At 69.5% G+C, this 13,307-nt stretch carries 12 protein-coding genes; 4 read left to right on the plus strand and 8 right to left on the minus strand.

Annotation, left to right across the window (positions count from 1 at the left end; all coding sequences use genetic code 11):
* Positions 1–12 precede the first annotated feature (12 nt).
* Genes FKO37_RS26430 through FKO37_RS26460 form a run of 7 tightly spaced genes read right to left on the minus strand, consistent with a single transcriptional unit; the run spans position 13 to position 8,289 of the window.
* A complete protein-coding gene (locus FKO37_RS26430; protein WP_238606182.1) occupies positions 13–1,467 on the minus strand; it encodes a carboxyltransferase in 1,455 nt (484 codons plus the stop codon).
* Positions 1,460–2,830, minus strand: a complete 1,371-nt coding sequence (locus FKO37_RS26435; RefSeq protein WP_238606183.1) for an acetyl/propionyl/methylcrotonyl-CoA carboxylase subunit alpha — start codon at positions 2,828–2,830, stop codon at positions 1,460–1,462. Before FKO37_RS26435 ends, FKO37_RS26430 begins: the two co-directional genes overlap by 8 nt.
* A gap of 8 nt (positions 2,831–2,838) precedes the next feature.
* A complete protein-coding gene (locus FKO37_RS26440) occupies positions 2,839–3,345 on the minus strand; it encodes a biotin/lipoyl-containing protein (protein WP_238606184.1) in 507 nt (168 codons plus the stop codon).
* Positions 3,342–4,442 (minus strand): acyl-CoA dehydrogenase family protein, encoded by a 1,101-nt coding sequence (locus FKO37_RS26445; protein ID WP_238606185.1) that lies wholly within the window; start codon positions 4,440–4,442, stop codon positions 3,342–3,344. Before FKO37_RS26445 ends, FKO37_RS26440 begins: the two co-directional genes overlap by 4 nt.
* A gap of 1 nt (position 4,443) precedes the next feature.
* Positions 4,444–5,601 carry an acyl-CoA dehydrogenase family protein gene (locus tag FKO37_RS26450; RefSeq protein WP_238606186.1) on the minus strand — a complete coding sequence of 386 codons (1,158 nt, stop codon included), beginning with the start codon at positions 5,599–5,601 and terminating at the stop codon, positions 4,444–4,446.
* Between the two features lie 54 nt (positions 5,602–5,655).
* Complete coding sequence (locus tag FKO37_RS26455) at positions 5,656–7,044, minus strand: MFS transporter (RefSeq protein ID WP_238606187.1); 1,389 nt, start codon at positions 7,042–7,044, stop codon at positions 5,656–5,658.
* A gap of 45 nt (positions 7,045–7,089) precedes the next feature.
* Complete coding sequence (locus tag FKO37_RS26460) at positions 7,090–8,289, minus strand: cytochrome P450 (RefSeq protein ID WP_238606188.1); 1,200 nt, start codon at positions 8,287–8,289, stop codon at positions 7,090–7,092.
* Between the two features lie 188 nt (positions 8,290–8,477).
* Here FKO37_RS26460 and FKO37_RS26465 point away from each other — a divergent pair, with 188 nt between their 5' ends.
* Positions 8,478–9,287: an SDR family NAD(P)-dependent oxidoreductase gene (locus FKO37_RS26465; RefSeq protein ID WP_238606189.1), complete on the plus strand. Its 810-nt coding sequence runs from the start codon at positions 8,478–8,480 to the stop codon at positions 9,285–9,287.
* 42 nt (positions 9,288–9,329) lie between these two features.
* Here the strand turns inward: FKO37_RS26465 and FKO37_RS26470 are convergent, their stop codons facing one another.
* Positions 9,330–10,673 (minus strand): MmgE/PrpD family protein, encoded by a 1,344-nt coding sequence (locus tag FKO37_RS26470; RefSeq protein WP_238606190.1) that lies wholly within the window; start codon positions 10,671–10,673, stop codon positions 9,330–9,332.
* 183 nt (positions 10,674–10,856) lie between these two features.
* Here FKO37_RS26470 and FKO37_RS26475 point away from each other — a divergent pair, with 183 nt between their 5' ends.
* The 3 genes from FKO37_RS26475 (at position 10,857) to FKO37_RS26485 (ending at position 13,304) form a co-directional block, all read left to right on the plus strand.
* Positions 10,857–11,366 (plus strand): MarR family winged helix-turn-helix transcriptional regulator, encoded by a 510-nt coding sequence (locus FKO37_RS26475; protein WP_238606191.1) that lies wholly within the window; start codon positions 10,857–10,859, stop codon positions 11,364–11,366.
* Positions 11,367–11,448: 82 nt separating this feature from the next.
* Complete coding sequence (locus tag FKO37_RS26480; RefSeq protein ID WP_238606192.1) at positions 11,449–12,432, plus strand: PDR/VanB family oxidoreductase; 984 nt, start codon at positions 11,449–11,451, stop codon at positions 12,430–12,432.
* Positions 12,429–13,304, plus strand: a complete 876-nt coding sequence (locus FKO37_RS26485; RefSeq protein WP_238606193.1) for an SMP-30/gluconolactonase/LRE family protein — start codon at positions 12,429–12,431, stop codon at positions 13,302–13,304. The genes FKO37_RS26480 and FKO37_RS26485 overlap by 4 nt, the downstream gene beginning before the upstream one ends.
* Positions 13,305–13,307 lie beyond the last annotated feature (3 nt).

The raw sequence follows: 13,307 nt of genomic DNA on the forward strand, positions 1-13,307 counted from the left end.
AGGAAACCTCCTTCAGCGGCTGAGCTGGATGTCGAGGCCGCTGGCACGCACCCGCACGCAGCGGGTGGTCGCGGCGGCGGCTTCGCGCAGCGTGGCGACGAGCGGGTGTTCGTCGGAACGGGGGTAGTCGCGCGGGAGCGGGCCCGCGGCGAGCATCGCGTCGACCGCGGGGCCGGGCACCAGGATGCGCAGCAGCAGTTCCTCGTCGGACAGATTCCGGCCGTACTGCTGCCGCAGCTCGTGCAGGGACGGCTGGGGGAGTGTCCAGCCGGCCAGCTCGGCGGCGCGTTTCGTGCCGAGGATGCGGTCCCTGGCGTTCGGGTCCATCGGCGCGGGCGGGTCGCCGAAGCGGCCCATGGCGTAGAGGATCACCTCGTCGGTGACGATGCCGTACCGGGTCCCGGTGGTCACGTTGAGCACCGACTGGGTTCCGATGAACTGCGAGAACGGCGTAGCCATCACCGGGTAGCCGAATTCGGCGCGCACCAGCGAAACCTCGTCGAGCACCTCCTGCAGCCGGTGCTCCATGCCGTGCTTGGCGAGCTGGGCGCGCAGCGTGCCCATCATCCCGCCGGGCATCTGCGTGGAGTAGGTCTTGACGCGGTACTCCTCCGGGACGCCGAGCCGGTATCCCTCGCGCTTGCCGACGAACTCGACGTGCCGCGCCACCCGGGCGAGCGCCTCGGCGTCGAGGTTCGTCGTGTGCCCGAGTTCGGTGACGTTCTCCAGCATCGCTTCGGTCGAGGGCAGCGACGGGCCGTTGGCCAGCGGCCGCGACGCGGTGTGGATGCGGGTGAGGCCGAGGTCGATGCCGATCAGGTAGTTCAGCGGGGCGAGGCCGGTGGTGTTGTGGCAGTGCAGTTCGATCGGGACGTCGCCGGCCGCCTCGATCATCGCCGGAAGCAGTGTGCGGGCGCGCTCCGGGGTGAGCACGCCCGCCTCGTCGGCGAGCATGATCGCATCGACGTGCTCCCACGAGGCGAAATGCCGCACCTTGTCCGCGAAGTACTCGTCGGTGTGCACGTCCGACAGCGCGAACGAAACGGTCGGCACGGATTCCGCGCCGTGCTCGCCGATCACCTTGCTGAGCCGTTCCATCCGGTCGAGCCCGAACAGGCAGTCGAAGAACCAGAAACTCGAGATGCCGTGCGCGGCCATGACCGAAACCGACAGGTCGATCACCGAGTCGGGCTGCAGGGTGAAGCCCGCGGTGTCCGGGCGCATGCCGCCGCGCAGCGGGGTTTTCGGCATCCGGGCGCTGACCGCGTCGAGTCCCTCGTAGGGGTTTTCGCGGAATTCGCGCACGAGCACGGTGTGGATCGTGGTGCCGGTCAGTTCGACGCCGGCGAACCCGGCGTTGTCCATGTCGTTCGCGACCGGCAGGATGTGCTGCGCGCGCATCTTCATGCCCCACAGGCTTTGCTGGCCGTCGCGGAAGGTCTGGTCGTAGAACTGGATCTCAGCCATGGGGCTCCTCGCGGGGTTTCCAGGACGGCATGAACGCGGTTTCCAGCCATCGCGTCGTGACCGGGCCTGCCGTGAAATCGGGGTCGGTCACCAGGTCGGCCAGCAGGCCGAGGTTGGTCTGGACGCCCTTGACGCGGACGTGCCGCAGCGCTCGCGCGCTCGTGGCGAACGCTTCCTCGCGGGTCGCGCCGCGGGCGATGATCTTGGCGAGCAGGGAATCGTAGTAGGGCGGAACCACGTACCCGGGGAAGAGATGCGTGTCCACCCGGACGTCGCTGCCCTGCGGCGCCACCCATTCGGTGACCCGGCCCGGGGTCGGCAGGAAGGAACGGCTCGGGTCCTCGGAGGTGAGCCGTACCTCGACGGCGTGGCCGGTCAGCTCGATGTCGGCCTGCGCGGGCAGTGGTCCGCCCTGGGCGAGCCGGAGCTGCGCGCGCACGATGTCGATGCCGGTGAGCATTTCGGTGACCGGGTGCTCCACCTGCACGCGCGTGTTGATCTCCAGGAAGAAGTAGCTGCCGCGTTCGACGTCCACGAGGAATTCGACCGTGCCCGCCCCGAGATAACGCAGTTCCCGGCCCAAGGCGACCGCGGACTCGTGCAATCGGGTCCGCAGCCCGCCGGGCAGACCGCTCGCCGGGGCTTCTTCCACGACCTTCTGGTATCGCCGCTGCACCGAGCAGTCTCGTTCGCCGAGGTGGACCACGCCGCCCCGGCCGTCGCCGAGGATCTGGACCTCGACGTGCCGGCCGGACGTCACGAACCGCTCGACGAAAACCCGGCCGTCGCCGAACGCTTCCTGCGCTTCGCGGGTGCCTCGTTCGATCGCGGCGAGCAGCTCGTCGTCGGTGTGCACCAGGGTCATTCCGCGGCCGCCACCGCCCGCCGCGGCCTTCACGATGAGCGGATACCCCAGTGCGGCGGCGAGCTCCACCGTGGACGTTTGGTCCGCGGCGGGCTCGACCGCCTCGGAAACCGGGATGCCCAGTGATTTCGCTAGTTCGCGCGACGCGGTCTTGTCCCCGCCGCGGACGAGGGAGTCGACTGAGGGGCCGACGAACACGAGGTCGTTTTCCGCGCAGGCGTTGGCGAGCGCGGGTTGTTCGCTGAGGAAGCCGTAGCCGGGATGGATCGCGTCGCAGCCGGTGGCCAGCGCCGCGCTGACGACGGCGGTCACGTCGAGGTAGCTGCGGCCGGCCGAGGCGGGGCCGATCACGACCGCGCGGTCGGCGAGCTTCGCGGGCAGCGAGTCGCGGTCCGCCTGTGAGGTGACCGCGACGGTTTCGATGCCTTCGTCGAAGGCTGCGCGGATGATGCGCACCGCGATTTCGCCGCGGTTGGCGACCAGGAGTCGGTTGATCACGGCGCGCCTCAGGCCGGGGTGATCGTGACGAGCGGCTGGTCGAACTCGACGACGTCGCCGTTTTCGGCGTGGATCGCGGTGACGATGCCGCTGACGCCGGGTTCGATGCGCGTCATCATCTTCATCACCTCGACGATGCCGAGCGGGGTGGTCTCCTCGACCCGATCGCCCACCTCGACGAACGGCGGCGCCCCGGGCTGGGGGGAACGCCAGAACATGCCGATCGACTGGGCGCGCACGACGACTCCTTCGGCCGCGTCGTCCTGGCCGGGGGAGACGGGTTCTGCGGCGGGAACTGCAGCGGGCTCGACGGCCTGTGCGGTGGCTGGCACGGCCGCTGGTACGGGCAGTGCGACGGCCGGCTGCGCGATCGGTTCGGTGCCGTCGGAGAGTTCGAGATCGAAGGCGCCCATCCGCAGCCGCGCGAACCGCCATCCGGAATCGCGCAGCAGGTCGATCATCGCGGTGACGTCGGCCAGTTCCACCGCCCGCTCCTGGTTTCCTGCTTCCGTCATCGCGTGCCTTCCTCGGTATCAGTCGTTCCGCGGGCCTCGTCGAGCCCGCCCGCCCAGGTCAGGTCGTCGGGCCGGGCGGCGGCGCGGCGGCCGAGCTCCTCCTCGCATTCGCCGACCGCGGGCCCGGTCATCGCGAGATGCATGATGCGTTTGAGTCCGAAATGGACGCCGCCCTCCCAGGTGAAGCCCATGCCCCCGTGGAGTTGCACCGCTTCGCTCGAAGCACGCAGTGCCGCAGCTCCGACGAACGCCTTGGCGAGCAGCCCGAGCGAAAGCGGTTCGGGGTGGCCGGCGAGTCGTTCCGCGGCGTGCAAGCCGACGCGGTGCGCTGCGTACACCTCGGTGGCGACATCCGCGGCCCGGTGGCGCAATGCCTGGAACGAACCGATCGGCACGCCGAACTGAACTCGGGTGGAGAGGTAGCGGACGGTGGCGTCCACCATGGCCTCGGCCTGCCCGGACATCGCGGCGGCCTGCGCGGTCAGCACCTCGGCTCGCACCGCGTCGAGGGCCGCCTGATCGAGCCTGCCGAGCGAGGCACCGCGCGCCGGAACCGCGACCGACGGCAATGTCGGATCCGGCGCATTGACCGTTTCGTACTCGACGCTTCCGGGCGCGACGGCGAGCAACTCGACGCCGGAATCCGCCTCGACGGCCACGAGGACTGTCGTGTCAGCTCCGAACGGCACCCAGCCGCTTGCGCCCGGCGAGAACAGCGACTGCACCGCCAGCACCGGAACTGCCTGTCCGGCAAGGGTTTGTTCGCGCAACTCGGCAGCCTCCGCGCGGTCCAGCCGGCCGAGAATCCGCAGCGCGCTCCACACCTCCAGCAGCGGCACCGGCGGCGCGATCTCCCTGCGGTGCAGCCGGGCGATCGCGGCGAAGTAGAGCTCAGGCGGTAATTCCGGGTCGAGTGCCAGGTCGAACCAGTCTTGCTCCCGGATCGCGGCCAGCGTACTGGTCATCGCGGCGGCGTCCGGCACGTCGGCCGGTTCCGGGCGGGGCGGCACGAGCGCGGAGACGAACTCGTCCCAGCCGGTCAGCACCTCCCGGTGCTCGCCGGCGAGACCGTAGTCGAGAAGCTGTGTCCAGGCCATGTCACGCCCCCTTCCGGCGTCCGCTGGGAAGTGCGAGGATCCGGCTCGCGATGAGATTGCGCTGGATCTCGCTGGTGCCCGCGGAGATCGTGTAGTGCCGGGATTCGGCGTAGTCGTGCAGGCGTTCCGCCGGGCCGCCGTCGAAGTACCGGCTGCCCCACACCCGCACCTGGTCGTCGCCGAGCGTCCGCCAGGTTTCGGTGGTGTAGAGCTTGAGCAGCGACTCCAGCCCCTCCGGCGCTTCGCCGCGCTGGCCGCGTTCGAGCAGGTCGGAGGCCAGCACCTGGATCGCGTAGACCCGCGCGTAGTCGGTGCCCAGCCGGGAATAGTGCACCGCGCTGGCCGGTTTGGCGGCCGAGACGTCGCGCGCGACGTCGGTGAGGATCCGCCGGATGTCGCTGTAGCGGGCTAGGCAGTAGTCCGCGCCGCGCTCGTCCTGAAGGACGCTGCGCACGATCGCCCAGCCCTGGTTCTCGTCGCCGACCAGGTTCGCGACGGGCACCCGGACGTCGGAGAAGGACACCTCGTTGAACTCCGACCGGCCGGAAATGGTCTGGATCGGCGAGATCTCGATGCCGGGGCTGCGCAGATCGACCAGCAGCACCGAGATCCCGTCCGCCCGGCTGTCCGCCGCGCCGGTCCGCACCAGCAGGATGATCCAGTCCGCGAACTGCGCGAAACTCGTCCAGATCTTGGCCCCGTCGACGACCCACTCGTCGCCGTCCCGCACCGCGCGGGTGCGGATGTTCACCAGGTCCGAGCCGGCGTCCGGCTCAGAGAAGCCCTGGCACCAGACCTCCGTGCCGGACCGGATCCGCTCCAGGTGCTCGCGCTGCGCGGGCGTGCCGTACTGCCACAGCACCGGGGCAACGAGCCGTTTGCCGAGCCGGTTGAGGCCCTCCGGGGCGTCGAACCGGGCGGTCTCCTCGGTGAAGATCGCGCGTTCCACCGCGTCCGCGTCCCGGCCGCCGTGCTCGGCGGGCCACGTCGGGACCGACCAGCCCGCGCCGGCGAGGACGCGTTCCCAGTCCAGCAGGTAGCGTCCTAGCTCCTCGAAATCAGCGCACCGTTCCCGCCAGCCGGGCTCGACGTGCTTCGCGTAGAACGCGCGCAGCTCGTCGCGGAATGCCCGCTGGCGGCCGGTCAGGTCCAATGCCACCGAACGCCTCCGTTTTCTGTCTAGTTCGTCGAATGTCGTGCCGGAGAACAAGAATCAGTCGCCGGTCGCCACCGCGGTGCGGGACTGGTCGGCGGAGAGTTCTTCCAGCCGCCGTCGGGTGGTTCGCTCGCCGAAGAATCCCAAGGTGACGGCGACCAGGACCATCGTGACGGCCAGGTAAGAGAAGACCCCGGTGAAACCGAGCCCGGCGAAAATCGCCGGGACGAGGAAGCTGCCCGCCACGCCCGCCAGCCTGCCCATGCTGTTCGCGATGCCGGACCCGAGCCCGCGCAGCTGGGTCGGGAAGATTTCGGGCAGGTAGGTGTAGGCGATCGGTGTCATGGCTTCGAGCAGCAGCGTGATCAGGAACCCGAATACCAGAATGGTGACGGTGTTCGCGAAGAATCCGAAGACGATCATGCAGACCGCGATGGTCACCGACAGGAACGCCATCAGGTTCTTGCGTTCCCAGCGGTCGATCACCGGCCACGCCATCAGTGCGCCCGGCACTGCGGCGATGGACAGCACGAGCGAGAAGGTCAGGCTCTGGGTAACCGACATGCCGTGCGCGTTGAGCAGCGTCGGCACCCAGGAGAGAAACCCGTACGCACCAAGGATGTAGAAGATCATCATGACCGAGGCGACGACGGTCCGCTTGATGTACTTGGCTTCGAGCAGGTTGCGGAATCGGGTCTTTTCGATCCGCGTGCTGACGAGGACCGGTTCCGCCAGCTCGACGCCCGCCGCGCGCGCCTCGGACTCCAGCCGCGATACGACCCGGTCGGCTCCTCCGAAGCGGGCCCGGGCGGCACTCCAGCGCGCGGATTCGGGCAGCAGCCGGATCGCGGCGAGCGCGCCGAGCGCACCGCCCGCGCCGATCACGAAGATCCAGCGCCAGCTGCCGTGCCCGAGCGGGATGATGAGCCGGGACACCGTGGCCGCGATGGGGATCCCGGCCAGGCCGGTCGCGGACATCAGCGCCTGGTACCGGCCGCGCTTGGCCAGCGGGAACATCTCGCTGACGTACACGAGCAGCACGCCCGTCATCGCCTGCAGCGCGAACCCGGTGAGCACCCGGGAAATCCCGAGTACCTCCGCGTTCGGCGAGATCGCGCTGACCAGCGAGAAGAGCGAGTACAGCAGGCCCGCCCCGATGATGACGGGCCGCCTGCCGAGCCGGTCGGCGATCCGCCCGCCGGTGACTCCGCCGACGAACATGCCGAAGAATCCGGCGGAGGTGATGACGCCGACGGCACCGACGGACAACCCCCACTCGCCGCGGAGAGCGGGCGCCGAGTAGGCGAAGGTGTTGAGGTCGACGAGGTCGAAGACGAAGAGGTAACCGAGCAGCCACACCCAGATCCGGTGCGACCGCGTGATGGCGGTGAGCCGGTCCATCCGGGCGTTGATCTGCTGGTACTGGAGGTCTTGGGGAGAGGTCATGGCGGTTCTCGCATTCCGGTGGCGGGGGAGGGGCGGAATGGCGGATCAGCGCGCGATCCGGACGGTGACCGGGTAGTCGATGTAGCGTTTCCGGGCGGTGGACGCGAACCGCCGCGGCCGAGACGGATCGGTCCGCACGTCCGCGGCGAAGAACGCGCGGACGATGTGCGCGGCGTCGCCTTCGGTTTCCGCGCGCGGGTCGCCGACCACGAGCGGACGGCCGATGCACAGATGCGGGCCGTCGCCGAACGAATAGTGGGTGCGGCGCACCTGGACCGCAGGCGCTCGGGTCGGATCGAACTTCTCCGGCCGGTCCGGGTAGACCGCCGGGTCCGCGTGCGCGGCAGCGACATTCGCCCCGACCGTCGCGCCCGCCGAGACAGGGCAGCCGCCCACCGACGCGTCGGCCGTCGCTTGCCGGAGCAGCAGCGGCTTGATGGGCGGCCGCACCCGGAGCGCTTCTTCGACGCACCGGGAGAGGAAATCGCTGGAGCTGTCGAGAACCAGGTCGCGGTCGGCGGGATGCTCCTCGCACCAACCCGAAACGAGTTCGACGGTATTGGTGATCGTGCTCGTCGTGGTGAACACCGAAGCGATGAGGTACAGCGCGCATTCCTGGGCCGCGGTGTCGTCGTCGATGCCGCTGTCCGGCGAGGCCAGCACGCTCAGCAGGTCGGCGGGTTCGGTCCAGCCGCCTTCGCGGTGCGCAGCCTGGCGACGTCGGTAGGCGGGCTCGAGGAATTCGGTCCAGAACCGCGACTGGGCGTCCGCTGCCCGCGCGATCGCCGCCGTCGAGTCCTCCGTGGACCATTCGATCTCGTGCGCGGCGATGAGCGGGTCGATGAACTCGTAGATCCGCTTCCGGTCCGCCTCGCCGCGCCTGTCGATGCCGATCAGCGCGATGCTGATGTTGAGGATCAGTTCGGTCACGAACGCCGGGAGATTGACGGCCGCGCGCTCCGGGTCTTCGGGCAGCGCCGAAAGCGCGGCGAACGCTTCCCGGACGGACGGCTCGAGAATGTCCTCCTCGTACCGCCGCAACGCGTCGGGCGAAAACAGCTTGTTCTCGGAGATCCGGCGCTGCCGGTGCGCGGCACCGTGCAGCGAGACGAGCGCGTTTCCGAGCACCGGGCGCGCCGCGTCGCGAGGCAGGGGCGCGAGGTCTCGTGCTCGCAGAAGCCGGCCGACGTCGTCGAAAGACGTCTCCTGCGGCACTTTCATCAGGTCCGGAACCACGGTGTCCACGGCTGCTTCACCTTGCCTCGTCGACGAGTGTTTCAACACTGAATAAGTTTGGTCAGCATGACTCCCGGGTGTCGCGATGTCAACCGTTGGCCCGGTATTTTCTGGCTCTTTCAAGCGTTCTGCTGATGCCTGCATTCGGTATCTGACTGGCTTCCGCGGGAACTACTTCAACGACGTAGTATCGCCGTATGGACCACAATGGACTTCTGGCAGGCAAGGTCGCGCTCGTCGTCGGATCGGCGACCGGCATCGGCGCGGCGTGCGCGAAGGGATTCGCGCGCCGCGGAGCGAAGGTGCTGCTCGCGGACATCGACTCCGACGGTGCGGCCGAACGGGCCGCGGAAATCGAGGCGGCGGACGGGACGGCCGCGGCGATCGGCTGCGACGTGGGCGACGAGTCCCAAGTAGCCGGTGCGGTCGCCGAGGCGGTGCGCCGGTGGGGCGGTCTCGACATCCTGCACAACAACGCCGCGGCGATGCAGCTGGTGCGCTCAGACGGCCTGATCGCCGACGCGTCCGCCGACCATTGGGACGAGACCCTCCGGATCAACCTTCGCGGGCAGATGCTGGGCTGCAAGCACGCGATCCCCGCGATGGTCGCGCGCGGCGGGGGAAGCATCGTGAACACTTCTTCGGCGTCGGGTCTGCTCGGCGATCTGACCGCGAGCGCCTACGGCGCAGCGAAGGCGGGCGTCGTCCAGTTGACGCGGACGGTCGCGACGCAGAACGGCCGCGACGGCATCCGGTGCAACGCGGTCGTTCCTGGTCTGATCCAGGTGCGGCGCGCGGCGGGAACCGGGATGTCGCCGGAGAAGCGCCGCCTGCTCGAAGCGCATCAGGTGCTGCCGATCTCCGCCGGGGCCGACGAGGTTGCGGATGTGGTGGCGTTCCTCGCCGGTCCGGAGTCGCGTTTCGTCACCGGGCAAGTGCTTGTCGCCGATGGCGGGCTGACTGCGCACATGCCGACTTATGCGGATCTGCTCGGGCTGGACAGCTGAAGCCGGCCGAGGGCGGCCCGAAATCCCGGGCCGCCCTCGATCTCAGAGCGGCCGTCCGAGCACGTCCAGCACCGGCGTTGCCGAGGTGCCAGACAGCAGACCCGGGACGGCGGCGGCGAGCTCGCCGACGAGGCTCTGGTCGAGTCCGGCGACCGCGAACTTTTCCTCGAGCGCGGCCTTGACCTCGGGGACGGTCAGCAGCCACTGCGCCTTGCTGCCGTCGACATGCAGGGTTTCGCTCCGGCCGTCGCGGTAATGCACGACCGCCTCGGTGTCGTAGCCGTGGAAGTCTTCGCGAGTCCGGATGGTCACCCGTTCAGCGGCGGCTTCGACCTCCGGGCGCGTTACGTCGGCGACGCTCGTGGAGTCCAGGCGGCCGTTCCACAGCAGCGAGCCGATCGCGAACGGCAGCGAGAGCACCGCGCCGGTATAGGTGGTGAACGGCCCGTGGTTGGCGACGCCCGGGAACTCCCCGGCCTCCGGGCTGAGGATCGCTTCGACGGTATCCACTTCTTCCCACTTCACGCCCGCGCCGACCAGTGCGTTGACGGTCGCTTGGTTCCATCCGCAAGTGAGCATGGTCTTGAGCCGCGTGGTCTCGATCTCCCAGTCCGGGACCCCCTCGGGGACGACGGTCGCGAGGTCGACGTCCGCGTAGGCGCGGTAGAAGCCGATCTCGCCTTCGAGGATGCGGGGCGCGGCCACGATGCCTTCGCGGGCGAGCAGCGCCGCCGTCACGCCGGCCTTGGCGGCGAATCCGGGCAGCAGGATCCAGTCGTCGGTTCCGTCGAAGTACGGCTGGTTCAGTCCGGCCGCTTGCTGCGCGGCCAGGCCCAGTGCCGATTCCAGCCCGCCGCGGTCGAGGCGGAGCACGCGCGCGGCGGCCGCGGCCGCGCCGAAGACGGTGTAGATCGAACTGGCCCGGAACCCTCGTTCGGTGGACGTGATCGCGCCGAGGCGGCCGAGCCGTCCGATCACCTGGTACCCCGCGACGACCGCGGACCCGATCGTGCCGGGCGGCAGCGGCTGGCCGAGGATCTCGGCCGCGGCGAGCGCCGCCGGGATGACGGTGACGCCGGGGTGGGACTGGCTGTGCGAATGCGCGTCGTCGCGGAAGTCGGCGTGGCAGACGGTGGCGTTGGCGAAAGCTGCGTCGGCCGGTGCGACGGTCGCGCCGAGGGTGATCACGGTCGCGTTGCCGGGCGCGGCGTTGCGCGCGTACCCGAGGGACCGCTTGCTGATGTCCCGGTCGAGGCCGAGGAAAGTCGTGCCCAGCACGTGGAGCGTGTTCCGCTCGGCCGCCTCGGCGACGTGGTCCGGGAGCGCACTCCATTCCACGCCCTCGACGATGTCCGCCACGTCGCGGATGGATCGGATGTCCGGCATGGAGTGACCTTCTTTCACGGTTGAATCGGCGTCGGGCCGCGGGAGTCGCCGAAGAGCGGCGGCCTATCCGGCAGCAAAGCGCCGGTGAGGTGAAATTTCCAAGTTAAACTATCATCGTCGCGCTCGCGGCTCAATCGCCTGAGCCTGCGTGGTCCGCGCGGGAAAGCAGGCTATCCTCTCGCCATGGATGCGGTCGACGGTTTCAGTGCGCAGTGGGCGGAGCAGCGCCCGGGGATCGACACGGAACCCTTGGAGGCGTGGGGACGGCTGAAGCGCACGGCCGGGCTTTTCGACAAGGTGCTGTCGCAGGGCCTGGAGGAGTGCGACCTCAACATGGGCGAGTTCGAGGTGCTCGCCGCACTGGTCCGGCAGGGAGTCCCGTTCGAGGTCCGGCCGACCGAGCTGACCAGGGCGCTGATCATCACGCCGGGCGCGGTCACTGCGCGGCTGTCGGCGCTGGAGCGGCGCGGCCTGATCGCCCGGCGTTCGGATCCCGACGACAAGCGCGTGGCCCTCGTTTCGCTGACCGCGAGGGGGCTGCACGTGTTCGAGCCCGCGTTCGACCGCATCGTTTCGCTGTGCGGCGAGATCCTCGACGGCATGGACCCAGCCGACCGGACGCAGCTCCACGCGTCGCTGCGCGGCCTCCTGGGCTCCGTGGAGGGAAAATTATCTCCTTCGACGATGAAGTGATCTTCCAAAGAATCGCCTGTCCCTGGTTTCGGCAAGTATTTCAAGGATGTAGTATCTTCCGGAGTTGAGCTCAGGGAGGATCATGGACATCCGTGTCGAACCGGAGGCGGGCAGGACCGGGCCGGACCGGGAGATCGAGGTCCGCGCGACCAGGCGCGAGACGGCGGCCGAACGCGTAACGGTGCTGACCCTGCGCCCGCTTGACGGCGAACTCCTGCCGCGGTGGGAACCGGGTGCGCACATCGACGTGCTGCTCCCGGACGGAACGGCCCGGCAGTACTCGCTGTGCGGCTCGCCCGGCGACCGAGAGGTCTACCGCGTCGGGATCCTGCGGGAAGAGTCGGGCCGGGGCGGTTCGAAGCACCTGCACGACAAGGTTGAGGCAGGCGACGTGCTCCGGATCCGCGGACCGCGGAACAACTTCGCGCTCGACCGCTCGCCTCGGTACCAGTTCATCGCGGGCGGAATCGGCATCACGCCGCTCCTGCCGATGATCGCGGCGGCCGACCGCGCCGGTGCGCGCTGGCATCTGGCGTACGGCGGGCGGAGCCGGTCCTCGATGGCCTTCCTGAACGAACTGTCCGCGTACGGCGACCGGGTTTCGGTGCTGCCGCAGGACGAAACCGGCTTGCTGGACCTCAGCGCTCTGCTCGGCAGCGCGCGACCGGACACGCTGGTCTACTGCTGCGGCCCCGAGCCGCTGCTCGACGCCGTCGAGCGGAACTGCGCGTCGTGGCCCGCCGGGTCGTTGCGCGTGGAGCGGTTCGCGCCCAAGGAGTTCGCCGAACCGGTCCGCGCGGAGTCGTTCACGGTGCACCTGGCGCAGAGCGGGCTCACCCTGACCGTGCCGCCGGAGCGGTCGGTGTTGTCCGTCGTGGAAGAAGCGGGAATCGACGTCCTGTACTCGTGCTCGGAAGGCACGTGCGGCACCTGCGAAACGCCGGTGCTCGAAGGCGAACCGGACCACCGGGATTCCTTGCTGACCGAGCAGGAGCGGGCGGCGAACGAATGCATGATGCTCTGCGTGTCGCGTTCGCTCGGGCCGCGTCTGGTGCTGGACCTGTGAGCGGGGCGGCGTGGCGCGTGCTCGCGCGCGGAGCAGGGTTCGTCGAAGGCCCGGTCGCCCAGGGCGAGCACGTCGACTTCGTGTCGATCAACCGCGGAACGGTGTGCCGCGCACGTCTGGACGGCAGCGGATTCCAAGTGCGGGCCGAACTGGGCGGCGGGCCGAACGGGATGGCCGCCGACGGCGCGGGCCGGTTGTGGGTCGTGCAGAACGGCGCCCGGGTCATGGAGTCGAAATCGGAGCGGGCAGCCGTCCCCGGCGTCCAAGTCGTCGACGGTGACGACACGGTCACCGCTCCGTTGGCCCTGCCTGGCCTTCAGGCGCCGAACGACTGCGCGTTCGGCCCGGACGGGCGGCTGTGGTTCACCGACCCCTACGGCCGGTTGATGCCCGCCGCCCCGGATCCTGCTGGCGCATACGGCCGGGTATGGGCCTACGACACCGTCTCTGGCGAGCTGGAACTGATCGCCGAACACCTTCCGCACCCGAACGGACTGTGTTTCGGCGCTGACGGAGAACTCCTGTATGTAACCGACACCCGCACCGCCGCCGTGGTCGCGCTCGAGGTGGCGGGACGCGGGGTCCGCCCGGTGCGGGAGATCGCGACCTTGCCCGAGGGAAAGCCCGACGGGGTGGCCTTGGCGGCAGACGGCTCGATGTGGATAGCGGCGACGACGGCAGATGCGGTTGCCGTCCTGTCTCCGCGCGGCGAGTGGGACTACGTCCGGCTCGGAGAATCCTTCCCCACCAACGTGTGTTTCGCAGGACCGGACCTGTCCACAGTGGTTGTGACAGCCGCGAGAGGCGGACGTGTGCTCGCGTGGGAAGCCTCCGTTCCGGGGCTGGCGCTCGAGACTCCGGCGGCGAATTGAAAA

The organism is Amycolatopsis sp. Poz14, assembly GCF_006704225.1.
Taxonomy (GTDB): Bacteria; Actinomycetota; Actinomycetes; order Mycobacteriales; family Pseudonocardiaceae; genus Amycolatopsis; species Amycolatopsis nivea.